A 23,770-nucleotide genomic window follows, 5' to 3' on the forward strand; every position below is an offset into this window, starting at 1 on the left:
TTAGGAGCGACCACCGGACCGTGGGGCCTGGGGTCGCCCCCAGGCCAGTACCGTGGACCGGACGTGGCACAACCCGAACCGCATTCACGCTGTTCAGGGCCCGATCGTAACGTTGACGGCTGTACGCCGAACGCCTACCCTGAGCAGCTCACCGACGGTCCAGCCGTCGCAGTGTCGTCTGACGGATCCGATCGGCAAACAATATCGGCATGGCGGCCCCGGCCCCCCGACCACTACTGGTCGATCATGACGGCTATGGCGCTGACCGCCGCTGCCCGGTGTGCGACGCTTCGCTCCCGACATGCCCAGAACAACGACAGCACCTGCCAGCTGGAACGCGCCGCCGCCCCGCCGGAGCCCAGCCCACGACGACTCGCCGCCGGGGCTTCGCGTTGGCGCAGAGGCCGACGCCTTGACCACGACGATTACGTTGCGTAGCGAATTGACCGATAGAGTCCATGATCAATTCACTCATCTGCCGATGCCAGTTCATCGGAGCCTGCTTGAGTTCCATGTCCAGTCACCCGCGGTTAGGAACCTCCAATCAATCGCGGTGTCCTTCAAGTGAAATGACGTAGCCTTGTGCGGTCAAGAAGCTTGCGTAGAACTGCCAATGCATCGCTCTCAAGTTCGCCGGCCAAGAAGATTGAGTCTGCGCCTAACCCGTTGAGCGACGGCCCGAAAACTCCGCGAAGATTAGCAGTCGACCGGCCAGCCACGAGATAAAGGCGGTCGTGGAATATGGGGCCAGTGGAATCATCGACCCAGGCTAGCCTGGCAGCGGGATAAGCCCGCCGAATATGTCGCTCCCACGCCAACCCGCGGTTAGTGACTCGATGCTTGTTGAATTCTCTGTTCCACATTATCAATTGGAAGTCGTCGCGGGCTTTCACCTCGGCAAGGTATCGAAGGAAGTAATCCCAGGTGGGCCTGCGTCGTCCATCCTGCCCGGCCTCGCTCAGCAGGTACGGATCAGTGACGATGATCTTATATGCCTCACCTCGATCGCGATTGGACTTGCGTACCAGGTTAAGGAACTTGTTCCAAGTGGGCTTCGTGTCGACGGAAGCGTCGAGGCGACCGCCCAGGATCATGTATGCGAGCGGCGGATCCTCTGTGGATGGCAGTCGTCCACCTCGCCTGAGACCCGTATTCTTAATCGGACAGTTCGTCGAGGGGCAGGGAAAATCTTGCCAATAGTCCGGCCCGTCCCATGGTGGCTCCGCGCCCTGCCCGCTATCCCAATCGAACGACTGGACGGCTTCGACCTCTGCCAACCATGTGGCCAAGTCAAGGCGACCATCGTCCGCCTGAGAAAGGCTAATCGTCCCGGGCAGTCCTGTCCTCCTCAGGACGACTAGAGCAGTGAGATTGGGCTCGTCCCGGTTTGCACACTCGCGTGCCACACTGTTGAGAATAGGGGCGATCGATCTTGGGTGTTGGTCTATCTCTGCCGCGAGGTCACCATACGCCACAAGAGCTCTGTGTGGTGAGCGCGCGATGTGAATAAGTAATTCGCGTGCAGCTTGCACCAAGTGCGGTTGATGACTGATGCCGGTCATGACGTCAAACTGCCACGGATCGGCGGCGCGCGGTAGTAAATCTTCCTTGGTAGCTCCTGGCATCACACTCTCAGACCGCCGATCGCGCTCGTAAGTGCGATGTCGTGGTCACATTGCGTGGCCTTCCTCTGGTTTCTGCGGGTGCCCGTGGTCGGCCGATGTGCAGATGTCAAGGGCGGTAGTCCTCGAACTCCCAAGAGCCCAGCCGGCCCAGACGCTCGCCGGCCAGGTGTCGGCTTCAACTTCCTGTACCCTCGCCGCGAGCCAGGCTCGGAGCACTCGCATGTCGAAGTCGTCGAGGCTGACGACGAGATGGTGTCGTGCGTTGCATATACCGCCGACCTCGCGACAGGTCTTGGCGAGCCATTCCGGCGAGCACACGGTGACGTCGAAGGGCTCCTCGCCACGGCGCCGGCCGTACAGCGGCTCGCATCTCTCCCACGACCCTGGCAGAACGACGACTGCCCCATGTGGGAATCCCTGGAATACGTGGCCTGCGAGGTCGGCGACCAGCGGGCGGACATCGACGGGGACATCCGCGATGTCGTCACCGAGGAGCGCGCCGTAACCCTACGGTCAGATCCCAACCCCAATGACGTGGACTGGGCCAGGCTGGACACCGAAATGGTGGCCCTGCGTTACCCGCGCCTCTGGGCGCTGTTCGGCGAACACTGGAGCGAATAGGCCCCACACGTCTTTCGACTGCCGACAAGAACGCGTCCTCAGCTTAGGCCACCGGCATCCTGATTTGCCGCAGGCAGGGCGATACGTCGACGCGATGGGACACCTCGCACAAAAGTATCTCTTGATCGTTAGGAACGTAGCTTTACGCGAGCTGGACGCGCTCGATCGAGCTCAACGATGCCTGCTCGCTCCAGAACCACAGCAACGTAGTCAGCCGTCTGCCGCTTGATGAACTGTTTGACATAGCCATCAAGCGCATCTTGATCACCCTGGACGTCACGGTTGGCGCCGACGCGCACCCATTGCCGGCCTCGAAGGTAGTCCGGGATCCCTTCAAGGCATGCCCAGCTGATGGCAGTCCTTGTCTTCTTTGGGCCGAACAGAAGGATCAGTGCATCTGAGGTCATGGCACCGATCTGGAAGGTCGCACGCTCTGTCGGCGTGGGTAACTGGGCTTCCGGCTCCAAGCGGGCGCGGACCGCTGCTTCAACGGGACCTGTCACCACTGAATTCTCCGCCTCCCGAGCATGCAGGACAAGGCGGGCGACCTTGCTCCGGGCGGCATCTCATTTGCCGCGATTCGGTCGATGGGGTGACGCGGTTGGGGAGTGGAGCGGGCGCGGCGCCGTTAGGCGGTCCGCTCATGTTGCGCCGTACATCCCATGTTGAGCTGCCCGTACTTTTCGCGGAGCGCACGTCTCGTCGCCTTCCTGACTCAAGGATCCAGTCCAATATGATCCTCCGAATGCGACGATGGATTCTCGGCGTGCCCGGTCTGCTGACGTTGGGCGCAGGCGTATGGAAAGCCCTTAGCAGCAGCAGTGGTACTGCGGGCGGTGTGCTCGTCGTAGCCGGTGTACTGCTGCTCGTCGCGCCGTTCATGATCGACCGCCTGGAGCGGGTCGCGGTGGGCAGCGCTGGCTTGGAGCTCGGGCTTTCCCGCGACATCGCCGAGCAGGGCGCGCCAAAGGCGGCGGTCATCATCGACCGGAGCGAACTCGCGCAGCTGACCGAGGCCTACGGTGTGCTTCGGGACGTGCTGCCGGATCCGGATTACACGAATGCACGCACCTACGTCCAAGATGTGTTGGTCCGCCGGGCCGCCACGATTGCCGAGCGAGAGAAGTTCGACGCCGCCGAGATTCGAGCGCTTTTCGCGAACGGCACGCCGGTCATGCGCGTGATGGTGCTTGGCCTCATGGGCGGCGACCCATCGCTGGCGGATGCGGCCTCGCTCGCCGAGGGGATCGCAAGGCCGGCTACACGGACTGAGCAGTATGAGGCCTTGCGGTTGGCCGAGCGGCTGTGGGAACGATTCTCAGAGCACGAACGCGCCATGCTCCGCGCCGCGACGCAAGGGGTGCGGATCGCGAAGAACAGCCGCCGCGCCACGATGGCCGAGAAGATACTGGCCAAGCCCACGAGTTCCTAACCTGAGTCCGGGCGGTTGCCCGGGTTCTACGCGGCTATGGTGAGTCGCCACGCGCCGGAAAGTCCAGCCATTTCCGGAATGTTCGCCCCACGGCCCAGCCGCCACCCCTGACCTCGGCGCGTGCGTTTCCGCACGTCATGGGCCCCCTTGCCGCTCCGGTTCGGGTACCGCCACATCCGGTTTCACGTTTGCCCAGCTCACGCGCTGTTGGTGGGGCGGACGGGACTCGAACCCGTGACCGATCGATTATGAGTCGACTGCTCTAACCCACTGAGCTACCGCCCCTTACCGGCGGCGATCCTAACCCGCCACTCAACTCACAAGCCACCGATCTACGCCGCCACCTTCGCCCCCAGCCAGGCGAGCACCGCCCCCGCGGTGCGCCAGCCGCCGGCGAGGGCGCCCTGGATAGACGGACTGTCGCGGTGGTCGCCGGCCACGAAGAGGCCGTCGCCGAGGTCGACCGGTTTGCGCAGGTTGGCCTGGGGGACGCGGGCCGAGGGCAGCGCGTTGGGGATGCTGGCGACCTCCAGGAGTTCCCAGGAGTCCGTCGGTTGGCCGTACATCCGGGACAATTCCACTCGTATTACCGCCTCGGAGGCGCCGGAGGGGGCCGACACGCCGGCCACGGAGGCGGCGATCAGCGACATGCCGCCGGGGGCGTACTCGGGGGCCGCGTTGCTCACCACGACCGTGTTGGCGACGATCTCGCGGCGGTCGCCGTCGAGCAGCAGGGTCGGCTCGTCGAGCGGGGCCCGGTCGGCGCCGAAGTAGAACGTCGTCAGGCCGAGCATGTCGGGTTCCGGCAACTGCGGCAGCAGGGCGGCCGCGGTGGACGGATCGGTGGCCACGACGACGGCCCGGCAGCGGATCTCGCCGCCCTCGGTGACGACCATGCCCGGGCCGATCGACATCGCTCGGGCCCCAATCAGCAACTGCGGGTAGGGGAGCGGGCCCGCGACAGCGGCGGGGAGGGCGGCCATCCCGGCGGCGGGCACGCCGACGCGGCCGCGGGTGAAGGACCGCAGCAGCATCGCGAAGACGTGGCTCGACGTGTCCAGCGAGCGATCGGCGAAGACGCCGGAGAGGAACGGCCGTAGCACCTCTTCGATCATCCGGTGCGACAGGCCGGCCTTGCGGAGCATCTGCTGGGTGGTGGTCTCGCGCTCCTGCAGCAGCCGGGCCGGCGCCATGGTCGCGCATCGGGTGGCGAGCGCGGCGAGCTTGAGCCGGTCGCTGAGCGTACCCACGCCGGAAGTCAACGCCCCGGCGATCGCGAGCGGGCCGTGCAGCGGGTTCTCCAGCCGGTGCAGGTCGCCGCCGCGCCGCACGAGCACGCCGGAGGTGAAGTACCGCATGTCCAGCGCGCCGATGTCGACCAATGCCGGGATCCGCGGGTATGCCGTGTTGAGCACCTGGAAGCCCCGGTCGAGCCGCCAGCCGTCGACGACATCGGTGGTCACGCGTCCGCCGAGCCGGTCGGCGGCCTCGACGAGCAACCATTCGACTCCGGCGCGATCCAGGCGGCGCGCGGCGGCGAGACCGGCGAGTCCGCCGCCGACGATGACGACATCCACCTCCACGGGCTGCGACACGGGCACCTCACAAGGGGATGAAACAGGCAAGGCCCAGCGTAACGGCGCTCGCCGGTCGAGGAAGGGGAAACCTGAAGCACGCCGTGAGCCTCTTCAGACGGCCATGGCCGGCGGAAATACCGGACGCCCGGGCTCGGGCCGATACTCCCGCCAGGCCGCCGCCAGCCGCCGCACCGCCTCGCTCAACTCCGCATGCGACGCCAGGAAATGCAGCCGCAGGCGATCCGCGCTCCCGCCCCCGGCGTCCAGGCCCGACCCGGGCAGCACCGCCACCCCATGTCGCAACGCCTGCTGCGCGAACGACTGCCCATCGCCGCGGGGCAACCGCACCCACAGCGTCTGGCCGCCCGCGACGGCCGGCGCCTCCCACGTGGGCAGCAGCCGCCCGAGCTCCGACCTCAGATGGTCGTGCCGGTCCTGGCGCACCGCGGCGGAACGCGCCAGGACCTGGTCAAGGGAGGCGAACAGCGCGGTCGCCGCCAGCTGGGCCGGCACGTTGCCGCCGAGATCGGACACCGTCCGCAACCGCGCCAGCCGGTCGATCACCGCGGACGGCGCCCGCACCCACCCGACCCGCAGCCCGCCCCAGACCACCTTGCTCAGCGAGCCGATGGTGATCACCGAGGGGTTCTCGACGGCCAGCGGTGGTGGCGCCGTCCGGCCGGGGAAGCCGAGCTCGGCCAGCGCCTCGTCGTCGACGATCGGAACGCCCGCGGTCGCCAGCCGGCTCCGATCGGCCGGCGGCAGCACGGCGCCCGTCGGATTGTGGAAGGTGCTGATCACGTACACGAGAACCGGCCGATGCTCCGCGATGGCGGAAGTGAACCGGGCCAGCTCCACCGGCAGCGTGCGGAGCACCGCCGCCTCCTCGCGAAACGCCTCGAGCGCGCCGAAGTACGTCGGTGCCTGCACCAGCACCCGGTCGCCGGGCCGGATCAGCGCCCGCGCGAGCAGCGTCAGCGCCTGCTGGCCGCCGGTCGTGACCAGGACCTGGTCGGGCGTGGTCGGCAGGCCGCGGCGTGCGTACCGGTCCGCGATCGCCTGCCGCAAACCCCGATCACCCATCGGGTGATAACCGATGTCTCCGGCCAGGCGGGCCAGGTCCGGCACGATTTGCGCGTACGCCAGGGCCAGCTCCGGCGGTGGCGAGTCCGGCGCCGCGCAGGCCAGCATGATCACGCCGTCCCGGGGTTCGAGCAGGTGCAGGAAGCCGGGCGCCTCGGTCGTCGGCCGGACCGCGGCGCTCGCCGGGCCGGCCACCCGGGTGCCGCTGCCCTGCCGGCGCACGATCCGGCCCTCGGCGGCGAGCAGCTCGTACGCGGCGACCACGGTGCTGCGCCCGACCGCGAGCGCCGACGCGAGCGCGCGATCCGGCGGCAGCTCGGCCCCGGCCTGCAGTTCGCCGTCGTCGATCAGCGCCCGGATCCGCTCCGCGAGCAGCAGATACAGCGCACCGCGGCCGGACGACCAGCGGCCGAGGCGCTCCACGATCCCGATTGGCTCCATCGGCAAACCAATCTACCGGGTATTGGCTCTGCCCGTGGGCGAAACGTGCGCCGACGATGAGGCTCATGACTGTCTTCGAGCCGAGCGCCATGACCACGCTGATCGACACGACCGTCCGTTACGACCTGGCCGAGAGCACCTGTCCACCCGTACGGCTGAATGATCTTGTAGCTCCGGAGGAGCTGGCGGCGATCCCGCTCGGCTACGGCACGGTGGCCGGCGACCTGCATCTGCGCGAGCTGATCGCCACGAGCACCGGCGTCGATGCCGGCCAGGTGCTGGTCACGGTCGGCGCGATCGAGGCGATGTTCCTGCTGGCCCAGGCCGTCTGCGAACCCGGCGGCCGGGTGCTGCTGCTCGCGCCGACGTTCCCGCCCGCGCTCAGCGTCCCGGCAGCGCTCGGCGCGCGCCTGGACGTGGTGAAGTTGTCGTTCGACGAGGGCTACCGGCTGCCGATCGAGCGGGTGACCGCCGCGCTCGGCCCGGACACCCGCCTCGTGTCGCTCGCGTCGCCGCAGAACCCGTCCGGGGTGCGCTTCACCGACGCCGAGCTGGGCGCGCTGGTCGAGGCGGTGCACGATCGGGCCCCGAACGCCGTTGTCCTGGTGGACGAAACCTACCGCGATTCCAGGTACGGCAGGACGCCGGTGCTGCCCTCGGCCGCGACGCTCGCACCCGGCGTGGTCACCTGCTCCTCGGTCTCGAAGGCACACGGCGCGCCCGGCCTGCGCCTCGGCTGGCTGACCACGACCGACCCGGCGCTGCTCGGACGCCTGCGGGAGGCGAAGTTCCAGACCACGATCTCCTGCTCGCGGGTCGACGAGTTCCTGGCCGCGCGGGTGCTGAGCCGCGCCGCCGATATTCTCGCGCCGCGCGCCGAACTCCTTGAACGCCTGCTGGCCGAGCTGACCCGCTGGGCGGAGAAGCAGCAGGTCGAGATCGTGACGCCGGACGGCGGGCCGATGTGCTGCCTGCGCCTGCCGGCCGACACCGACGTCGCGGCGTTCCACCGCCGATTGGCGGCGCGGGAGACCAGGGTCGCGCCGGGCGCGTGGTTCGGCGAAGAGGATCACATCGTACGCGTGGGATTCGGTCACCTGAATGCCGCGGACTTCGGCACGGCGCTGGGACACGTGGCGGAAGCATTGACGAGGCCGAGCGGCGGTTCCGGTGGCGGGATCGACCGCGAAGACCGGCACAACCCGCGATGAGAAGCCCGATCGTTGCGTTGTGGCTCGATGTGCTCCGCGTGACCGACCCGGGCTCTGTCCGCCATCTGCCTGTACGCTGGCAGGAGAAATCGACCGGAGAAACTGGGATTGGGTTGCCCGGCGGCAACGAAATGTCGCCTCTGAGCTGGTAAAAGCTCCCCGAATAGGACTCGAACCTATAACCTGCCGGTTAACAGCCGGCTGCTCTGCCAATTGAGCTATCGGGGATCGTGCAGCACCCGCCTCGCGCGGTGCCGGGGAACAGAGTACATGACCGCGGGCCCTCGGCGCGAAGGGGATACCCGGCGTGCCGCAGCGGGGTGAAACACCTGGTGTATGAGTACCAAACGGGCAGGATGGGTAAGGGCACCGAAGAGACGCACACGCGTCAATAGCGGAAGGAGCCGCCACCATGCGCGGAAAGCTGATGTTCCTCACCGGCCTTGCGGCGGGCTTCGTCCTGGGCAGCCGTGCCGGCCGGGAGAAGTACGAGGAGATCCGGGACAGCGCCAAGAAGCTTTGGGAGAGCCCGTCGGTCCAGGAAGCGGCCGGTGTCGCCCAGGCGCAGGCCACCAAGCTCTACTCGGAGGGCAAGGACAAGCTCCAGTCCTCCAAGCTGGGCGAAAAGCTGCAGGCCGCCACGAACTCCACCCCGGCTGACTCATTGGCCGGCTCGAACAGCAAGTCCTCCGGCACACCCTGAGCCGGCTTCGACAGACGGCCGCCCCACCACGGGGCGGCCGTTTCGCGCTCAAGACATGGGCCGACGTTGTTAGGCTGCCGAGGCTGTGAGCAATCCTCCCGGCGAGTGGGCCGGATGACCGGTAGGCCTCGGGCACACGGTGGCGGAGGTGGAGACGACGGAACTCCGCCCGGCCACCGGCACGACGGCGGATCGGGGAGCCCGCATCCGGCCCGGAGCGTGGCCCGAGCGCAGGAGGCAGTGGCGGACGTTGCGCGGGCGGGGCGACCCACCGCGAACGGTGGCACCGGCCCCGCCGCGGGCCGATCGGCCGCGCCGGCCGCGCATCCCGACGACCCGCAGTTGGCCCAGATCATGCGCCGCCGGGACCTGCTCGGCGATGAGCCGCCGGAATTCAACATCGTGGCCAACGACGCCGCCTATGGGGCGCACGGCGCACACACGGACGAGCGGCACGGCCCCGGCGTGCCGCTGCCCAGAGATCCCGCCCGGCGGACGATCGAGGGCCGGATCTACGGCGACGATCCGTGGGGAAACCCCGAGAACTGGTCGTTCCGCTGGACCGATCCGTCGACCATGAACCGGACGGTGAACGACTACGTCCGGAACCACTGGACCGAGATTCGTGACGATCTCGCGTTGAACGGTCGCCACGACGCCAGTTTCAACGCCGGACACCGGGTCGGTCAGGGCTACTACAACGACGGCATGTACGGGGCCGGGCCGCGGAACTCTCACTACGCGGAGACGAGTTTCGTCAAGATCCGGATCCGTCTCCTCGAGGGCTCCGATCCGCCCGAGCCCTTCATCCTGACCTCGTTTCCGCTGGGGATAATGTGAGGCGTATGGACATGTCCCGGCTCCCGGAGTCGATGCGGGCGCGGGTCGAGGCGCGCAACGCGTTGCCCCCGCTGGACCGGGTCCGCGAGTTTCTCGGCAGCTACGTCCTGGACGCCGACAACCTCGACGAGATCCGGGCGGATCTGCGGCGGACGGCGAGCTTCAACACCATGCAGCACCACGGCGACCTGGCCGCCCTCGAAGCCGTCGTGGCCGAGGAGCATCCGCCGGGCACGCTGGCCCGCCTGGTCGGCTGGGAGGCGAACTGGGTGCTCGACGACCCGTCGGATGAGGGTGCGGCGCGGTTTCTCGGTGAGCTCGCCCAGATGGTTCGCGATGTGATCGACGAGGTGGAGTAGGCGTGGCCGAGGAGAATCTTTGGCGGCGGATGGTGGCCGAGAACCCGGAGCACTCGCGGCGGTACATTCAGCGCTTTCGGGATCTGGCGGCCGGGGGCATGGACCTCGGCGGCGAGGCTCGGATGATCGACGCCATGGTGGGGCGCGGGTCGCGGATCCTCGACGCCGGGTGCGGCACGGGGCGGGTGGGTGGCTTCCTCGTCGATGCCGGGCATGACGTGGTCGGGGTCGATCTCGATCCGGAGCTGATCGCGGTCGCCCGCGAGGAGCACCCGAAGGGCGAGTGGATCGTCGGCGACCTGGCCGACCTCGACGTGCCGGGCAAGTTCGACGCGATGGTCAGCGCGGGCAACGTGATGACCTTCGTGGCGCCCGGCACGCGGGTGGAGATCCTCCGCCGGCTGGGTGCCCACCTGCGCCCGGGCGGGCGGCTCGCGGTCGGCTTCGGTGCCGATCGTGGGTACGACTTCGACGCCTTCCTCGCCGACGCCGCGGCCGCCGGCCTGCGCCCCGACCTGCTGCTGAGCACCTGGGATCTCCGCCCGTTCACCCCCGAGTCGGACTTCCTCGTGGCGCTGCTGACCCCTACGTCGTCGACGTAGCGCCGTTCTGCACGGCGCCCTGCTGCGTCGTGCCGCCCTGCTGGGTGGTGCCGTTGCCGTTCTGCTGGTTGCCGACACCGCCGGGGCCGCCGCCGGGGAACTGGCCGTTGCCTCCACCGGGGAACTGGCCGTTGCCCGGGCCGCCCTGCTGGGTCGTGCTGCTCCCGCTCTGCACCGCCAACCCGATGCCGAACCCGGCCCCGCCGGCCAGCGCCGCGGTCAGCGCCACCGCCGCGATCACCTTCTTCCCGGTCCAGGTTCCCGAGGCGATGGTGGGAGCACCGGCCCAGCCCTCGGCCGGCGGCGGAGCGCCAACGGCCGGCGGGGCCCACTCGCCGTCGATCGTGGCCGTGACCGGCTCCGGCAACGACGAGTGCTGCCCATAGGGGGACTGCTGGGGTGCGACCTGATCGGTGCTCATCGCGCTTCCTCTCCGAGATGCATGTGCTTCTCAAAAAGGGTGCGGGAGTCACCTGTCGGCAACCTATGTCCGGCCCGTCCGCCGACTGAGACTTACCCGGCCCGGACGTCCAGGCCGGTCCGCGGTTGTCAATGGGAGCGCTCCCGATTGACGCCGGACGATGCGATCGGTAGGTTTTCGCATGTCGAGAGACATCCCGAGGGCGAGCGCGTTGCCGGCAGGCGGCGGGCTGGGGTGACGTTTCCCCCTTCCCCGAGGCAGGTCATGAAAAGACAGCTCACCCTGATCGGCACCGTCGTCGTCGCGCTCGTCGCGTCGGTGCTCACCTTCACCGGCCCGGCCTACGCGGCCACCGGTCTGCACATCAGCGGCACCACCATCGTCGAGTCCAACGGCTCGACCTTCATCATGCGCGGCATCAACCACGAGCACACCTGGTTCACGAACCAGACCAGCTCGTTCGCCAACATCAAGGCGACCGGCGCCAACACCGTCCGGGTCGTGCTCAGCGGCGGCCGGTGGACCGCCAACAGCGCCGCCGACGTGGCCAACGTGATCGCGCTCTGCAAGCAGAACAAGCTGATCTGCGTGCTCGAGGACCACGACACCACCGGGTACGGCGAGGACAGCGCGGCGTACACCCTGGACCAGGCGGTCAACTACTGGATCGGTCTGAAGAGCGTGCTGGTCGGCCAGGAGGACTACATCGTCATCAACATCGGCAACGAGCCGATCGGCAACACCAACCCGAGCCAATGGACGGCGGCGACCGTGGCCGCCGTACAGAAGATGCGCAGCAATGGTTTCCAGCACCTGCTGATGGTCGACGCGCCGAACTGGGGCCAGGACTGGCAGTACACGATGCGGGACAACGCGCAGACCGTGCTCGACGCCGACACCCAGCACAACACGGTGCTGTCCATCCACATGTACGCGGTGTTCAACACCGCCTCGTCGATCACCTCGTACCTGGACACCTTCAAGTCGAAGGGCTGGCCGCTGGTCATCGGCGAGTTCGGCTGGCAGTACGACTCCAGCCAGGTGGACGACCAGACCCTGATGTCCGAGGCGGTCAAGCGCGGCCTCGGCTACATCGGCTGGTCCTGGGCCGGCAACAACGACCCGATCCTGGACATGACGAACAACTTCGACCCCAACTCGCTCACCACCTGGGGCCAGCGGATCGTCAACGGCACCAACGGGATCAAGGCCACCTCGAAGCAGGCCACCATCTACGGCACGTCGACGACCACCCCGCCGACCACCACCCCGACGACGCCGCCCACCACCACCCCGACCACACCGCCGACCACGAGCCCGACGACGACCCCGCCGAGCGGCGGCTGCACGGCGGCGTACTCGATCGTCGGCAGCTGGCCGGGCGGCTTCCAGGCCGAGGTCAAGGTGACCGCCGGCGGCACGGCGATCAACGGCTGGACGGTGACCTGGACGTACGCCAACGGCCAGACCGTCACCCAGGCCTGGAACGCCACGGTGACCAGCAGCGGCTCGGCCGTGACCGCCAAGAACGTCAGCTACAACGGCAAGCTGGCGGCCGCCGGCACCACGAGCTTCGGCTTCCTCGGCTCGTGGAACGGCACCAACTCCGTCCCCACGCCGTCCTGCGCCGCGAGCTGAACCAGCGCGACGCCGCCGCGCCCCCGAGCCAGATCGGGGGCGCGGCTTTGCTGTTATCGGGTTGTTACCGTCAGCATCCGAACCACCTCGGCGGCGACCGCATCGCACCGAAGGACAACGCGAGAGAAAGGTCCATCCATGCGTCCCGCCCTTCTGATCGGTGCCGCCCTGCTGCTGCTGACCGCCGGCTGCTCCGGCAAGGTTCAGCACGTCGACGGCCCCGCCGCGCCGGTCACCGCGAGCCCGGCCCCATCCGTCACCGCCACCTCCGCCGCGCCGGCCACCGAGCCGACCCGCACCCCGCCGACCAGCGCGGTGCCGATCCGAAGCTCGAGCCGGGCCGCCGTGCTCGTGCTCGGGCCGAACGGATACGGCGCGCTCAAGCTCGGCATGTCCTACCGGGACGCCTCCGCGACCGGCCTGATCGACCCGTGGCAGGTTTTCGGCAACGGCAGCGGTCCGGGCTGTGTCCGCAAGACCCACCTCAAGGCGTCGAAAGACGACCGCGGCTTCGTGTACTTCTCCAACAACCTCGGGGTCGAGATCATCGACGCGTACGGTCCGAGCGTGCGCACCCCCGAGGGGGTGCACGTGGGCAGCACCACCGCGGCGATGCTCCGGGTCTACCCGAAATGGACCAACGTCGAGCTGCCGGACCCGCACGCGGAGGGCCGCGGTTACGTCACGGTGCCCGGCAACAGCAAGGCCGACTACCGGATCGTGACCCGGGACGGGAAGGTCACCGAGCTGACCCTGCAGTACCAGAAGCAGGACTGCTACGAGTGAACGGCGCGCACGATCTCGTCGGTGAGGTCGGCGTCGTCCACCTGCTTGATCTGCAGGTAGACGTCGCCGGCCAGCGCCTCGCTGTACGAGATCGCGGTACCCGCGCACCGTGTCCAGCGCACCACCCGGCCGCCCGGTATCGCGCGCTCGGACCGGTCGCACCGTTCATGCACCGGCAAGGTGGCCCGATCGAGTCCGTCCGCCGTGCCCGCGAAGACGCCCGGCCCGCCCGCGTACTCCTGGCTCCAGGAGCCCAGGTCGGCAGCGACCGCGACGCCGGGTCGATCGGCGGCCGGCAGGCCGACCGCGGCCGGGTTCCAGCCGGACTCGCGCGCCTGCCGGGCCCAGCCCGACGGCACCGCCACCGAAATCTTCCCGGACTCGTCGGCCACCCGCACCCAGCCCGCCGGGGTGCCCGCCGCCGGCAACGCGCCGCCGAGCAGCACCAGCCCGGCCACTGCCACCAGCGACCCGGTCGTCCGGCCGAGCAGATGCAGGACCCGATTGCGGGTACGCCGGGGCGCGGCCGCCGCGGCGTCCAGCGCGTCCGCCAGCGCCGCGGCCGACGGCCAGCGCCGATCCCGGTCGGTGGCCACCGCACGCAGCACGATCCGGTCGACCGTGGGCGAGATGCCGGGGCGCACCTTGGACGGCGCGAGCGCGGCGCCGTTCGGGGTGGTGGCGGTGAGCATCTGGTACGCCATGGCGCCGATCGCGTGCACGTCGGCCCGCACGTCCAGCCCGTCACCGGGCCGGGTCTGCTCGGGGGCCATGTAGCCGGGCGTCCCGGCGACGACGGTGAAGCCCGAGGCGTACGCGATCGCCTTGGCCAGCCCGAGGTCGGCGACCAGCACCCGCTCGACGCCGCGCACGGTGCCGAACAGCACATTGGACGGTTTGAGGTCGCGGTGCAGCACCCCGGACGCGTGCAGGTCGGCGGTGGCCCGGGCGACGTCGGCGGCGATCCGCAGCGCCGGCCGCACCGGAAGCGGGCCGCCGGCCATCCGCTCGGCCAGGGTGCCGCCGTCGGCGTACGTCATCACCTGGTAGGGACGCCCGTCCGGGAGCTCGCCGTAGTCGTGGATGCGGACCAGCCGCTCGGAGTCGGCCCGCCGCAGGACCTGCGCCTCCTGCTCGAAGCGGGCGCGCACGTCGGCCTGGTGCGCCCAGTTGTCGGCGAGCACCTTGATTGCCACCCAGGACTCGAGCGTCTCGTCCTCGGCGAGCCACACGGTGGCGAACGCGCCCGCGCCGAGGCGGCGCTCGACGCGGTAACGCCCGATCCGGTCCGGCATCAACACACTGACATTCTTGCTGTGCAAGGCGAGCCATCGATACGGGGGACGACCATGGGGGACGACCGTCAGGAGCTGTTGGCCCGGCGGGCGGCGGCGGGCGACGCCGCCGCGCTGAACGAGTTGCTGACCGCGATCCGCCCGGCGGTGCTGCGCCGCTGCGCCCGCTTCCTGCCGTGCTTCCAGGACGCCGAGGAGGCCTGCCAGGACGCGCTGCTGCAGGTGGCCCGCACGATCGGCCGGTTCGAGGGCCGGTCGCTCTTCTCCACCTGGCTGTACGTGGTCGTGGCGAACAGCGCGCGGCAGACGTACCGCTCGCTGCGGCGCCGCGCGGCCGAACAGGCGCACGGCGAGCCGCCGATCGACCGGCCCGACCCGCGTACGACCAGCGTCATCGCCGGCTCCCGGCTGGACCTGCTGGACGCGCTGGAACGGCTCGAGGCGCGCCGGCCCGACCTGGTGGCGCCGATCGTGCTGCGCGACGTCTGTCAGCTCGACTACGCCGAGATCGCCACGCACCTCGGCGTCCCGGTCGGCACGGTCAAGTCGCGTATCCATCAGGCCCGGGCCGACCTGCGTGCGTATCTGCTGGCGCCGATGTGAGCCGGGCTTGTCCGGACCCGCACGTTTACCTCCTGCCCGCGCACGGTGCCGCCGGCCGGTCTGGGCACCGATCGGGCCGCTCGGCATCCTGGGGGCGGAGGCGATGACATGACGACCGTGCGCGTGGCGTTCTTCGACGTCTGCCGGCAAGCCGGCATGACGACCTGGTTCGGCAACCCGGGCTCCACGGAACTGCGCATGCTGCGCGATTGGCCAACCGATTTCCGGTACGTGCTCGCGCTGCAGGAGGCGTCCGCGGTCGGGGTGGCGGCCGGCTACGCGATCGGCGCCGGCCGGGCCCAGCTGGTGAGCCTGCACTCGGCGGGCGGGGTCGGGCACGCGCTCGGTGCGATGTTCAACGCGTACCGGGATCGGGTGCCGCTGGTGGTGATCGCCGGGCAGCAGACCCGGGCGATGCTGCCGACCCGGCCGTTCCTCTCCGCCGATGAGCCGGCCCAGTTCCCCCGCCCGTACGTGAAGTGGAGTCACCAGCCGGAGACCGCGGCGGCCGTGCCGGTCGCGCTGGCCGAGGCGTACCGGGTGGCGATGCTGCCGCCGCGCGGGCCGGTGTTCCTGTCCATCCCGGAGGACGACTGGGACGCGCCCGGCGAGCCGGTGGCCGTGCGCGACATCCGAGCGGGCTTCGTCGCCGATCCGGCCGCGCTGGCCGAGGTGGCCGAGGCCCTCGGCGCCGCCCGCGCCCCGGCGATCGTGGCCGGGCCGGGCGTGGACGAGGACGACGCGTGGGCCGCCACGGTCGCCCTGGCCGAGACGGTGCGGGCCGCGGTGTGGGCGGCGCCGATGCCGAGCCGGGCCGCCTTCCCGGAGGACCACCCGCTGTTTCGCGGGTACCTGCCGCCGGTGCGGTCGTCGATCGCCGCGCTGCTCGGCGGCCACGACGTCGTGGTGGTGCTGGGCGCACCGGTCTTCACCTACCACGTGCACACCGAGGGGCCGTTCCTGGCGGCCGGCACGACGCTTTTCCACCTCGACTGCGATCCGGCGGCCGCGGCCCGCGCGGCGGTGGGCACGAGCGTGCTGACCACCGTACGGGCCGGGGTGAGCGAGCTGGCGCGGCTGGTCAAGCCGGCCACCGACCGGGCGGAACCACCGGCCCGGGGCCGGCCGGTCGCGCCGCCGCCGGCCGACCCGCTGCAGGCGACCGCGGTGCTGGGGGCGCTGCGCACGGCGCTGCCGGCGGACGCGGTCCTGGTCGAGGAGGCGCCGTCGCACAAGGACGCGCTGCACGAGCTGATCCCGGTGACCCGGCCGAAGGGGTACGTCTCCACCGGCAGCGGGGCGCTCGGCTGGGGACTGCCGGTGGCGGTCGGGCGGGCGCTCGCCGGGGAGCGGGTGGTCTGCGTCGTGGGGGACGGTTCCGCGCTCTACTGCATCCAGGCACTGTGGACGGCCGCTCGGCAGGGCGTGCCGCTGACCGTGGTGGTGCTGAACAACGCGAAATACGAGGCGGTCGCCGCGCTGGGCCGGCGGATCGGCGTACCCGAGGTGCCCGGAACCGATCTCGCGGAGCTGGACCTGACCGCCCTGGCCCGGGGTTTCGGGGTGCCCGCGCGGCGGGTGACGCGGGCGGCCGACGTCGAGGCCGCGCTCGCCGAGGCGATCACCCGGAACGGGCCCTGCCTGCTGGACATCGCGGTCGGGACAACGTCGACCACGCTCTATTAGCCTGTCCGGATGGATCTCGAGTTCACCGGCGAGATGTGGTTCTGGCGGGGACCGGCGCCCTGGCACTTCGTCACCGTTCCCGACGACGAGTGCCAGGCGATCGCGTCGGCCGCCTCGCTGGTCACCTACGGCTGGGGGATGATCCCGGTGGCGGCCCGGATCGGGCACACCGGGTGGACCACCTCGTTGTGGCCCAAGGACGGCCGGTACATCGTGCCGGTGAAGACGTCGGTGCGGCAGGCGGAGGGCATCGAGGTCGGCGACGCCGTGACCGTACGCCTGGTGGTCGACGCCGCCTGACTAGACAGTCAATGCCTGCCGCACCGCGCTCTCGGCCGCCGTACCGCCCTCGCCGGACGACGTCACCCGGCCGGCCTCCAGCACGTAGTACCGCTGGGCCGCGGTGAGCGCGAATCCCACGTGCTGCTCCACCAGCAGCACCGACATGCCGCCCCGGGACGCCACGGCCAGGATGGTCCGCTCGATCTCGGACACCACCGACGGCTGAATGCCCTCGGTCGGCTCGTCCAGCAGGAGCAGCCGCGGCCGGGTGATCAACGCCCGGGCGATCGCCAGCTGCTGCCGCTGACCGCCGGAGAGCAACCCGGCCCGCCGGGGCAACAGCTCGCGCAGCGCCGGGAACAGATCCAGCGCCTCGGCCATCGCCTGCTTGCCGTCCCGGCGGCCGTCGGCCACCAGTTGCAGGTTCTCCGCCGCGGTCAGATGCGGAAAGCTCTGCTGACCCTGCGGCACGTACGCCATGCCGCGCGCCACCCGCTGGTGCGGCGCCAGCCGGGTGATGTCCTCGCCGTCCAGCCGTACGCTGCCCTGCCGCGGCTTGAGCAGTCCGGCCGCGCATCGCAGCAGCGTGCTCTTGCCGGCGCCGTTGTGGCCCAGCGCGGCGGCCACACCGTCGGCCGGGACGGCGAGCGAGACGCCGTGCAGCACCACGCTCCGGCCGTACCCGACGTGCACCTCGTCGAACTCCAGCATCACGCCACCCCGTGTCCCAGGTAGACCTCCTGGACCCGGGGGTCCGCCTGCACCTCGGCCACGGTGCCCTCGGAGAGGACCTTGCCGGCGTGCATCACGGTGACCGTCCGGGCGAACCGCCGGAGGAAGTCCATGTCGTGCTCGATGACCAGCACCGTGCGGTCGGCGGCGAGCCGGCCCAGCAGTTCGCCGGTGGCGTCCCGCTCGGCCTGGCTCATCCCGGCGACCGGTTCGTCCAGCAGCAGCAGCTTGGCGTCCTGGACCAGGAGCATGCCGATCTCGAGCCACTGCTTCTGCCCGTGCGCGAGGGTGCCGGCCGGCTCGTCGCGCACGGCGGAGAGACCGACGGTCGACAGCGCGGCTGCCACCGGCTCCGGCACCCGCTTGCGCGCCCGCAGCAGGCTGAGCGGAGACCGCCTCCACCCGGCCGCGATGTCCAGGTTCTGCAGGACGGTGAGCTCCTCGAACACCGCCGCGGTCTGGAACGTGCGGCCCACTCCGAGCCGGGCGATCCGGTGCACCTTGCGGCCCAGCAGCTGATGGCCGTCGAAGGTTACCGAGCCGGTCGCCTTCACCAAACCGGTAATGGCGTCGATCAATGTAGTTTTGCCCGCGCCGTTCGGCCCGATCACGAACCGTACGTCGCCGGCCGGCACATCCAGATCGACGCCGCCGACCGCCACGAACCCGTCGAAGACCACGCGCAGGTCGCGCACCGCGAGCCCACTCATTTTCCGTCCTTTCGCCACAGCCGCCAGAGCGAGGCCAGCCCGCCCGGCAAGAAGACAATCGGAAGGATGAACAGCAGGCCCTCGAAATAGGTCCAGGCCGAGGGCGCCCGCTCGGAGAGGGCGGTACGCGCCCAGGCGACCGCGATCGCGCCGAGGGCCGGGCCGACCAGGCTCGCCCGGCCGCCGACCGCCACGCCGACCACGAACTCGATCGACGGCACCACGCCGACCAGTGCCGGCGAGATGATCCCGACGGCCGGCACGAACAGCGCGCCGGCCAGCCCGGCCATGCCGGCGGCGACGACGTACGCGACGAGCTTGACATTGGCCGGGTCGTAGCCGAGGAACCGCACCCGTTCCTCGGCGTCGCGCACCGCCACGAGCAGCTCACCGTACCGACTGCGGATCAACTGCCGGGCGATGGCGAGCACGAGCAGCAGCGCGCCGGCGACGATGAAGTAGATCATCTTGCGGTTGACCGGGTCGTTCAGGTCGTACCCGAAGAAGCCCTGGATGTCGGTCAGGCCGTTGGTACCGCCGGTGGTGCCCTGCTGGCCGACCAGGAAGATCGCCATGGCCGCCGCGAGGGCCTGCGACAGGATCGCGAAGTAGGCGCCGCGTACCCGCCGCCGGAAGATCAGCAGGCCGAGCAGGAGGGCCACCAGCATCGGCAGCGCCACGGGGGCGACCAGGGCGAACACCGGGTTCGCGAACGGTCGCCACCACCACGGCAGCGCGTCGAGCTGCCCGTACAACTGCATGAAGTCCGGCAGGTTGCCGGCGCCCGCGTCGGTGAGCTTGAGATGCATGGCCATCGCGTAGCCGCCAAGGCCGAAGAAGACGCCCTGGCCGAGCGTCAGCATCCCGCCGCGGCCCCAGGCCAGCCCGATGCCGACCGCGATGATGGCCAGGCAGAGGTACTTGGCCAGCAGGCCCAGCCGGAAGTCGTCGAGCATGACCGGGGCGAGCGCGAACAGCACGACGGCCCCGGCCGCGAAGCCGGCCAGCGCCCGCAGCCGGGTCCGCCGCCGGGGTGGCTCGACCGGCGACGCGACCGGCGGAGTGACGACCGCCGTCATGCTGTGTCCTCCTTCGGCATGCCCTTCTGGCCCTCGCCTGCGGCCTGGGCGCGCCGCTTGCGGAGGTGCCGCTCGGTGCAGGCGGTCATGCCAGGCTCCGGGTCCGCAAGGTGAACAGGCCCTGCGGACGCCACTGGAGGAAGGCCACGATCGCCACGAAGACGATCACGCTGGCCACGCTGACCGTGGTCGCGTACTCCACCATGGACTGCAGGACGCCGAGCGCGAACGCCACGATCACGGTGCCCTTGAGCTGACCGATGCCGCCGACCACGACGACCAGGAACGCGTTGACGATGATGTTGGTGCCCATGGTCGGCCCGATCGGGCCGACCAGGGTGAGCGCGACTCCGGCGATGCCGGCCAGGCCCGAGCCGACGAAGAAGGTGAGCCGGTCGACCCGCCCGGTGGCCAGGCCGGAGACGGCGGCGAGGTCGCGGTTCTGGACGACCGCGCGGATCCGCCGGCCGAGCGAGGTGGTCCGCAGCACCACCGTCAGCGCGGCCACCGCGGCCAGCGCGAGCCCGAGGATGAAGACCCGGCTGCTGGCGATCTCCAGTCCGCCGGGCAGCGGGATGCTGCCGGTGAGCAGGTCGGGCGCCCGGGTCTGCACGTTGGGCGCGCCGAAGATGTCCCGCGCCGCCTGTTGCAGGATCAGCGCGACACCCCAGGTGACCAGCAGCGTGTCCAGCGGCCGGCCGTAGAGGCGGCGGATCAGCAGGAACTCGAGCAGCACACCCATCGCCCCGGCCACCACGAAGGCGATCGGCAGGGCGACGATCAGCGACGCGCCGGCGCTGGTGATCACCTGCTGGAGCACGTAGACGGTGTAGGCGCCGGCCATGATGAACTCGCCGTGCGCCATGTTGATCACGTTCATCTGACCGAAGGTCAGGCTCAGCCCGAGGGCGATGAGCAGCAGCACCGCGCCGATGCTGATGCCCGTGAAGAGCTGGCTGAGAACCACGTTCAAGGTCAAACCCCCTTTCCGGTACGGGACGCCCGACGCTCGCCGGACGTCCCGCGGTAGTCGGGTCAGGAGAGCCCGGCGGCCCAGCTGTAGTCCTTGAGGTAGGGATCCGGTTTGATCGGCTTGCCGGAGCTCCAGACCTCCTTGATCAGCCCGTCCGAGCCGATCTTGCCGATCCGCGCGGTCTTGTAGACGTGCTGGGAGGGGCCGTCGACGGTGACCAGGCCCTCGGGCGCCTGATAGGTGATGCCGCCGGCGTCCGCGGCCGCCTTGACCTTCGCCACGTCGAACGAGCCGGCCTTCTCGACCATCGCCTTCCACAGGTAGACCGAGGTGTACGCGGCCTCCATCGGGTCGCTGGTCGGCTTGTCGGCGCCGTACTTCGCCTTGTAGGCCGCGACGAACTTCTCGTTGGCGGCGCCGGCCGTGGTCTGGTAGTAGTTCCAGGCCGTCAGCTGGTCGGCGAGGTACTGCGTGCCGATGCTCTTGACCTCCTCCTCGGCGATCGAGACGGAGACCACCGGCATGGACGCGGCGGTCAGGCCGGCCGACTTGTACTCCTTGAAGAACGCCACGTTGCTGTCGCCGTTGAGGGTGTTGAACACGGCCGAGGCGCCGGACGCCTTCACCTTGTTGACGATCGTGGAGAACTCGGTCGAGCCGAGCGGGGCGTAGTCCTCGCCGAGCACCTTCATCCCGTTGGCCGCCGCGTACGCCTTAATGATCTTGTTAGCGGTGCGGGGGAACACATAGTCGCTGCCGACCAGGTACAGCGAGGACTTGCCCTGCGCCTTCAGGTAGTCCAGCGCCGGGACGATCTGCTGGTTGGTGGTTGCGCCCGTGTAGAAGATGTACGGCGACTGCTCGAGACCCTCGTACTGGACCGGGTAGAACAGCAAGGCCTTGTTCTTCTCGAAGACCGGCTTCACCGCCTTGCGGCTGGCCGAGGTCCAGCAGCCGAAGACCGCGGCGACCTTGTCCTGGCTGATCAGTTTCTGCGACTTCTCGGCGAAGGTCGGCCAGTCCGAGGCGCCGTCCTCGCTGACCGGCTCGAGCTGCTTGCCGAGCACGCCGCCGGACGCGTTGATCTCGTCGATCGCGAGCCTGAGCGAGTCCCGCACGGTGACCTCACTGATCGCCATCGTGCCGGAGAGGGAGTTGAGCAGGCCGACCTTGACCGTCGGCCCGGAGGTGTCGACGACCGCACCGGCCGTGGTCTCGCCGCCGGTGTCGCTGGTCTTGGCGCCGCAGGCCGCCAGCGCGGCGAAGGTGGTTGCCACCGTCAGGACGGCGAGTGCTGCGCGAAATCTGACCATGAAGAAGCCTCCTGCTTCGACGAACAGGGCTTTTGTGCATTGCCTTTTGAAAATTCTTCGGTCAGTCTCGGAGCGTTCGATTTCCGCGCTGTTTCCGCGCCCTTAATTAGTCGTTTCCCATATTTCCGTGAAATAAAAAAAGCCGACCAAGAATGGTCGGCAGAAAACTGTTACTTCCAGTTGGAAGCATCCTCCGTGGAGGATGGCAGGGTTGTCAAGACGTCGAACTCGACACCACTCGCCCGAGCCAGATAAATCCGCTGGCGCACGTGCCGCCGGTGCAGCCGAAGCAAGCCGCGCGGACCCTCGTAGGACACCTCGCCGGCTCGGGCGCCGATCTCCCGTACGTCCAGGGTCCGCGCCGTTCGGATGAGGGTCGCCAGCAGCAGTACGCCCTCGTAGCAGGACTCGCCGAGACTGCCCAGCGGCGGCGCCTCCGGGCCGAACCGCGTCGCGTACCGGCCGTGGAAGTCGAGGCTCTCCGGGGTCACCATCGACGCGAAGAAGCCGGCCGTGCTGTGCAGGTCGTGTGTGGCCGCGGGTCCGGAGGCGAGCAGCATGTTCTCGTCCATCAGCGTGCTCAGCCGCAGGCATCGGGAGTCCAGGCCGGCCCGCGCGAAGGCCCGGTTGAAGCGCACCGCGTCGTTCCCGACGAGCAGCATGAGGACGGCATCCGCCCGGTCCAGCTTCTTGATCACCGTAGTGAAGTCGTGCGTACCGAGCGGAACGTAGTGCTCGCCGGTGACGCGGATACCGTGCCGCTTGACCGCCATGGCCGTCCGGCGTGGCCAGACGTAGTCGTTGCCGACGACGTGCCAGCTCTTGATCCGACGCTCGGCGGCCAGCAGCCGCATCGCCGGCAGCAGTTGCGCCTGCGGTGTCTCGCTGGTGAGGAAGACGCCGGCCGTGCGCTCGCCGCCCTCGTAGAGAGCGGTGTAGACGTACGGGACCCGGCCCGCGATCCGCGGCGTGACCGCCTGCCGCACCGTCGAGATGTGCCAGCCGGTCACCCCGTGCACCGCGCCCACCGAGACCAGCGCCTCCACCTCGGCGGCCACCCGCTCGGGCGCGTCGCCGCCGTCCACCGGCAGCAGGACCAGTTCGCGGCCCAGCACCCCGCCCGCGGCGTTGACCTCCTCGGCGGCCAGTTGCGCGCACAGTTCCGCGCTCGGGCCGAGGATGCCGGCCGGTCCCCGCAGCGGCACCACGAGCGCGACCCGCACGGCGGCCGTGCTGAGGTCCAGCAGCTCGGGCATGGCCCTATGCTCGCGGTTTCCCCGCGGCGAGCGGAACAGTCCGGCGTAAGCTGCGGCCCATCTGTAGCATGGCGGCCACCATGGACCTGATGCAGCTGCTGACCCGGGCCGAGCGGCTCGTGGCCCAGCGTGTCACCGCCGTGCTGGCCGAGTGGTCGGTCAGCATCGACGCCTGGCGGGTGATCACCCGGCTGGCCGAGGAGCCGGAGACGATGGGGTCGCTGTCCGCGGCCCTGTTCATGCCGGCGGCCAGTCTCACCCGTCTGATCGACCAGCTGGTGGACGACAACCTCGTCTATCGACGGGTCGACGCGGTGGACCGGCGGCGGATCCGGGCCCACCTGACGCCGCGCGGGCGGCGGCTCTACGCTCGAATCACAGCTGATTTATCGGATATGCCGGACGATTCGCTCCTCGCCGAGCGGCTGTCCGCGCTGATCACCTCGCTGTCCGGCGCCTCAGTGACCGGGATCACGTCCTAGATCCATCGTCCGGCAGAATC

26 protein-coding genes and 2 tRNA genes are annotated in these 23,770 nt (G+C 69.7%); 13 read left to right on the forward strand and 15 right to left on the reverse strand.

Annotation, left to right across the window (positions count from 1 at the left end; all coding sequences use genetic code 11):
* Positions 1 to 560 precede the first annotated feature (560 nt).
* Entirely contained in the window at positions 561 to 1,562 is a 1,002-nt protein-coding gene (locus tag ODJ79_RS39405) for a hypothetical protein (protein ID WP_263028808.1), read from the reverse strand.
* 108 nt (positions 1,563 to 1,670) lie between these two features.
* A complete protein-coding gene (locus ODJ79_RS47320; RefSeq protein WP_411267416.1) occupies positions 1,671 to 2,105 on the reverse strand; it encodes an Imm8 family immunity protein in 435 nt (144 codons plus the stop codon).
* On the opposite strand from ODJ79_RS47320, the gene ODJ79_RS39410 reads away from it, so the two are divergent.
* Positions 2,031 to 2,246, forward strand: a complete 216-nt coding sequence (locus ODJ79_RS39410) for a hypothetical protein (RefSeq protein WP_263028809.1) — start codon at positions 2,031 to 2,033, stop codon at positions 2,244 to 2,246. The two genes, ODJ79_RS47320 and ODJ79_RS39410, sit on opposite strands and share 75 nt — an antisense overlap.
* A gap of 128 nt (positions 2,247 to 2,374) precedes the next feature.
* Here the strand turns inward: ODJ79_RS39410 and ODJ79_RS39415 are convergent, their stop codons facing one another.
* Positions 2,375 to 2,749, reverse strand: a complete 375-nt coding sequence (locus ODJ79_RS39415) for a hypothetical protein (protein ID WP_263028810.1) — start codon at positions 2,747 to 2,749, stop codon at positions 2,375 to 2,377.
* A gap of 242 nt (positions 2,750 to 2,991) precedes the next feature.
* Here ODJ79_RS39415 and ODJ79_RS39420 point away from each other — a divergent pair, with 242 nt between their 5' ends.
* Positions 2,992 to 3,678, forward strand: coding sequence for a hypothetical protein (locus ODJ79_RS39420; RefSeq protein ID WP_263028811.1), 687 nt, complete (start codon positions 2,992 to 2,994; stop codon positions 3,676 to 3,678).
* A 208-nt stretch (positions 3,679 to 3,886) separates the two neighbouring features.
* On the opposite strand, the gene ODJ79_RS39425 is transcribed toward ODJ79_RS39420, so the two are convergent.
* From ODJ79_RS39425 to ODJ79_RS39435, 3 genes are all read right to left on the reverse strand, one after another.
* Positions 3,887 to 3,963 (reverse strand) — tRNA-Ile (locus ODJ79_RS39425).
* 47 nt (positions 3,964 to 4,010) lie between these two features.
* On the reverse strand, positions 4,011 to 5,273 hold the full coding sequence (locus tag ODJ79_RS39430; protein ID WP_263028812.1) for an NAD(P)/FAD-dependent oxidoreductase: 1,263 nt from the start codon (positions 5,271 to 5,273) through the stop codon (positions 4,011 to 4,013).
* Between the two features lie 93 nt (positions 5,274 to 5,366).
* A complete protein-coding gene (locus ODJ79_RS39435) occupies positions 5,367 to 6,779 on the reverse strand; it encodes a PLP-dependent aminotransferase family protein (protein WP_263028813.1) in 1,413 nt (470 codons plus the stop codon).
* Positions 6,780 to 6,844: 65 nt separating this feature from the next.
* Here ODJ79_RS39435 and ODJ79_RS39440 point away from each other — a divergent pair, with 65 nt between their 5' ends.
* Positions 6,845 to 7,990: a pyridoxal phosphate-dependent aminotransferase gene (locus tag ODJ79_RS39440; protein ID WP_263028814.1), complete on the forward strand. Its 1,146-nt coding sequence runs from the start codon at positions 6,845 to 6,847 to the stop codon at positions 7,988 to 7,990.
* Positions 7,991 to 8,145: 155 nt separating this feature from the next.
* Here ODJ79_RS39440 and ODJ79_RS39445 read toward each other — a convergent pair.
* A tRNA-Asn gene (locus tag ODJ79_RS39445) sits at positions 8,146 to 8,218 on the reverse strand.
* Positions 8,219 to 8,402: 184 nt separating this feature from the next.
* Between ODJ79_RS39445 and ODJ79_RS39450 the strand changes: the two genes are divergently transcribed.
* From ODJ79_RS39450 to ODJ79_RS39465, 4 genes are all read left to right on the forward strand, one after another.
* The gene (locus tag ODJ79_RS39450; RefSeq protein ID WP_263028815.1) at positions 8,403 to 8,693 is read left to right on the forward strand and encodes a hypothetical protein; all 291 of its coding nucleotides are present in this window, start codon (positions 8,403 to 8,405) and stop codon (positions 8,691 to 8,693) included.
* A gap of 240 nt (positions 8,694 to 8,933) precedes the next feature.
* Positions 8,934 to 9,533 carry a hypothetical protein gene (locus ODJ79_RS39455; RefSeq protein ID WP_263028816.1) on the forward strand — a complete coding sequence of 200 codons (600 nt, stop codon included), beginning with the start codon at positions 8,934 to 8,936 and terminating at the stop codon, positions 9,531 to 9,533.
* A gap of 5 nt (positions 9,534 to 9,538) precedes the next feature.
* Positions 9,539 to 9,892 carry a hypothetical protein gene (locus tag ODJ79_RS39460; protein ID WP_263028817.1) on the forward strand — a complete coding sequence of 118 codons (354 nt, stop codon included), beginning with the start codon at positions 9,539 to 9,541 and terminating at the stop codon, positions 9,890 to 9,892.
* Positions 9,893 to 9,921: 29 nt separating this feature from the next.
* Entirely contained in the window at positions 9,922 to 10,494 is a 573-nt protein-coding gene (locus ODJ79_RS39465; protein WP_263028865.1) for a class I SAM-dependent methyltransferase, read from the forward strand.
* Here the strand turns inward: ODJ79_RS39465 and ODJ79_RS39470 are convergent.
* A complete protein-coding gene (locus ODJ79_RS39470; RefSeq protein WP_263028818.1) occupies positions 10,478 to 10,915 on the reverse strand; it encodes a hypothetical protein in 438 nt (145 codons plus the stop codon). The two genes, ODJ79_RS39465 and ODJ79_RS39470, sit on opposite strands and share 17 nt — an antisense overlap.
* 264 nt (positions 10,916 to 11,179) lie before the next feature.
* On the opposite strand from ODJ79_RS39470, the gene ODJ79_RS39475 reads away from it, so the two are divergent.
* Together ODJ79_RS39475 and ODJ79_RS39480 are read left to right on the forward strand one after the other, a co-directional pair.
* Positions 11,180 to 12,553 carry a cellulase family glycosylhydrolase gene (locus tag ODJ79_RS39475; protein ID WP_263028819.1) on the forward strand — a complete coding sequence of 458 codons (1,374 nt, stop codon included), beginning with the start codon at positions 11,180 to 11,182 and terminating at the stop codon, positions 12,551 to 12,553.
* A 138-nt stretch (positions 12,554 to 12,691) separates the two neighbouring features.
* Positions 12,692 to 13,339 carry a hypothetical protein gene (locus ODJ79_RS39480; RefSeq protein ID WP_263028820.1) on the forward strand — a complete coding sequence of 216 codons (648 nt, stop codon included), beginning with the start codon at positions 12,692 to 12,694 and terminating at the stop codon, positions 13,337 to 13,339.
* Here ODJ79_RS39480 and ODJ79_RS39485 read toward each other — a convergent pair.
* Positions 13,330 to 14,634, reverse strand: coding sequence for a serine/threonine-protein kinase (locus ODJ79_RS39485; protein WP_263028866.1), 1,305 nt, complete (start codon positions 14,632 to 14,634; stop codon positions 13,330 to 13,332). The genes ODJ79_RS39480 and ODJ79_RS39485 overlap by 10 nt on opposite strands.
* Before the next feature lie 54 nt (positions 14,635 to 14,688).
* On the opposite strand from ODJ79_RS39485, the gene ODJ79_RS39490 reads away from it, so the two are divergent.
* The 3 genes from ODJ79_RS39490 to ODJ79_RS39500 all read left to right on the forward strand — a co-directional run bounded on the left by ODJ79_RS39490 (position 14,689) and on the right by ODJ79_RS39500 (position 17,223).
* A complete protein-coding gene (locus ODJ79_RS39490; protein ID WP_263028821.1) occupies positions 14,689 to 15,237 on the forward strand; it encodes an RNA polymerase sigma factor in 549 nt (182 codons plus the stop codon).
* Between the two features lie 108 nt (positions 15,238 to 15,345).
* Entirely contained in the window at positions 15,346 to 16,923 is a 1,578-nt protein-coding gene (gene mdlC, locus ODJ79_RS39495; protein ID WP_263028822.1) for a benzoylformate decarboxylase, read from the forward strand.
* Positions 16,924 to 16,932: 9 nt separating this feature from the next.
* A complete protein-coding gene (locus ODJ79_RS39500) occupies positions 16,933 to 17,223 on the forward strand; it encodes a DUF1905 domain-containing protein (RefSeq protein WP_263028823.1) in 291 nt (96 codons plus the stop codon).
* On the opposite strand, the gene urtE is transcribed toward ODJ79_RS39500, so the two are convergent.
* The 6 genes from urtE to ODJ79_RS39530 form a co-directional block, all read right to left on the reverse strand.
* A complete protein-coding gene (gene urtE, locus ODJ79_RS39505; RefSeq protein ID WP_263028824.1) occupies positions 17,224 to 17,916 on the reverse strand; it encodes an urea ABC transporter ATP-binding subunit UrtE in 693 nt (230 codons plus the stop codon).
* On the reverse strand, positions 17,916 to 18,647 hold the full coding sequence (gene urtD, locus ODJ79_RS39510; RefSeq protein ID WP_263028825.1) for an urea ABC transporter ATP-binding protein UrtD: 732 nt from the start codon (positions 18,645 to 18,647) through the stop codon (positions 17,916 to 17,918). Before urtD ends, urtE begins: the two co-directional genes overlap by 1 nt.
* Positions 18,644 to 19,726, reverse strand: a complete 1,083-nt coding sequence (gene urtC / locus ODJ79_RS39515) for an urea ABC transporter permease subunit UrtC (RefSeq protein ID WP_263028826.1) — start codon at positions 19,724 to 19,726, stop codon at positions 18,644 to 18,646. Before urtC ends, urtD begins: the two co-directional genes overlap by 4 nt.
* A gap of 85 nt (positions 19,727 to 19,811) precedes the next feature.
* Positions 19,812 to 20,693 carry an urea ABC transporter permease subunit UrtB gene (gene urtB / locus ODJ79_RS39520; protein ID WP_263028867.1) on the reverse strand — a complete coding sequence of 294 codons (882 nt, stop codon included), beginning with the start codon at positions 20,691 to 20,693 and terminating at the stop codon, positions 19,812 to 19,814.
* Positions 20,694 to 20,761: 68 nt separating this feature from the next.
* On the reverse strand, positions 20,762 to 22,012 hold the full coding sequence (gene urtA / locus ODJ79_RS39525) for an urea ABC transporter substrate-binding protein (protein ID WP_263028827.1): 1,251 nt from the start codon (positions 22,010 to 22,012) through the stop codon (positions 20,762 to 20,764).
* 170 nt (positions 22,013 to 22,182) lie between these two features.
* Positions 22,183 to 23,268 carry a substrate-binding domain-containing protein gene (locus ODJ79_RS39530; protein WP_263028828.1) on the reverse strand — a complete coding sequence of 362 codons (1,086 nt, stop codon included), beginning with the start codon at positions 23,266 to 23,268 and terminating at the stop codon, positions 22,183 to 22,185.
* 68 nt (positions 23,269 to 23,336) lie between these two features.
* Here ODJ79_RS39530 and ODJ79_RS39535 point away from each other — a divergent pair, with 68 nt between their 5' ends.
* Positions 23,337 to 23,750, forward strand: coding sequence for a MarR family winged helix-turn-helix transcriptional regulator (locus ODJ79_RS39535; protein ID WP_263028829.1), 414 nt, complete (start codon positions 23,337 to 23,339; stop codon positions 23,748 to 23,750).
* The last annotated feature ends 20 nt before the right edge of the window (positions 23,751 to 23,770 follow it).

Source organism: Actinoplanes sp. KI2 (assembly GCF_025630775.1).
In the GTDB taxonomy this organism is placed as follows: Bacteria; Actinomycetota; Actinomycetes; order Mycobacteriales; family Micromonosporaceae; genus Actinoplanes.

Excerpts from the sequence above, each read along its gene's own strand:
- urtD (WP_263028825.1), bottom strand. The coding sequence starts at position 18,647 with ATGAGTGGGCTCGCGGTGCGCGACCTGCGCGTGGTCTTCGACGGGTTC.
- ODJ79_RS39465 (WP_263028865.1), top strand. The coding sequence starts at position 9,922 with ATGGTGGCCGAGAACCCGGAGCACTCGCGGCGGTACATTCAGCGCTTT.
- ODJ79_RS39475 (WP_263028819.1), top strand. The coding sequence starts at position 11,180 with ATGAAAAGACAGCTCACCCTGATCGGCACCGTCGTCGTCGCGCTCGTC.
- ODJ79_RS39450 (WP_263028815.1), top strand. The coding sequence starts at position 8,403 with ATGCGCGGAAAGCTGATGTTCCTCACCGGCCTTGCGGCGGGCTTCGTC.
- ODJ79_RS39500 (WP_263028823.1), top strand. The coding sequence starts at position 16,933 with ATGGATCTCGAGTTCACCGGCGAGATGTGGTTCTGGCGGGGACCGGCG.
- ODJ79_RS39420 (WP_263028811.1), top strand. The coding sequence starts at position 2,992 with ATGCGACGATGGATTCTCGGCGTGCCCGGTCTGCTGACGTTGGGCGCA.
- ODJ79_RS39405 (WP_263028808.1), bottom strand. The coding sequence starts at position 1,562 with ATGACCGGCATCAGTCATCAACCGCACTTGGTGCAAGCTGCACGCGAA.
- urtC (WP_263028826.1), bottom strand. The coding sequence starts at position 19,726 with ATGACGGCGGTCGTCACTCCGCCGGTCGCGTCGCCGGTCGAGCCACCC.
- ODJ79_RS39490 (WP_263028821.1), top strand. The coding sequence starts at position 14,689 with ATGGGGGACGACCGTCAGGAGCTGTTGGCCCGGCGGGCGGCGGCGGGC.
- ODJ79_RS39440 (WP_263028814.1), top strand. The coding sequence starts at position 6,845 with ATGACTGTCTTCGAGCCGAGCGCCATGACCACGCTGATCGACACGACC.
- ODJ79_RS39470 (WP_263028818.1), bottom strand. The coding sequence starts at position 10,915 with ATGAGCACCGATCAGGTCGCACCCCAGCAGTCCCCCTATGGGCAGCAC.
- ODJ79_RS39480 (WP_263028820.1), top strand. The coding sequence starts at position 12,692 with ATGCGTCCCGCCCTTCTGATCGGTGCCGCCCTGCTGCTGCTGACCGCC.
- ODJ79_RS39460 (WP_263028817.1), top strand. The coding sequence starts at position 9,539 with ATGGACATGTCCCGGCTCCCGGAGTCGATGCGGGCGCGGGTCGAGGCG.
- mdlC (WP_263028822.1), top strand. The coding sequence starts at position 15,346 with ATGACGACCGTGCGCGTGGCGTTCTTCGACGTCTGCCGGCAAGCCGGC.
- urtA (WP_263028827.1), bottom strand. The coding sequence starts at position 22,012 with ATGGTCAGATTTCGCGCAGCACTCGCCGTCCTGACGGTGGCAACCACC.
- urtE (WP_263028824.1), bottom strand. The coding sequence starts at position 17,916 with ATGCTGGAGTTCGACGAGGTGCACGTCGGGTACGGCCGGAGCGTGGTG.
- ODJ79_RS39485 (WP_263028866.1), bottom strand. The coding sequence starts at position 14,634 with ATGCCGGACCGGATCGGGCGTTACCGCGTCGAGCGCCGCCTCGGCGCG.
- ODJ79_RS39535 (WP_263028829.1), top strand. The coding sequence starts at position 23,337 with ATGGCGGCCACCATGGACCTGATGCAGCTGCTGACCCGGGCCGAGCGG.
- ODJ79_RS39435 (WP_263028813.1), bottom strand. The coding sequence starts at position 6,779 with ATGGAGCCAATCGGGATCGTGGAGCGCCTCGGCCGCTGGTCGTCCGGC.
- ODJ79_RS39530 (WP_263028828.1), bottom strand. The coding sequence starts at position 23,268 with ATGCCCGAGCTGCTGGACCTCAGCACGGCCGCCGTGCGGGTCGCGCTC.
- ODJ79_RS39410 (WP_263028809.1), top strand. The coding sequence starts at position 2,031 with ATGTGGGAATCCCTGGAATACGTGGCCTGCGAGGTCGGCGACCAGCGG.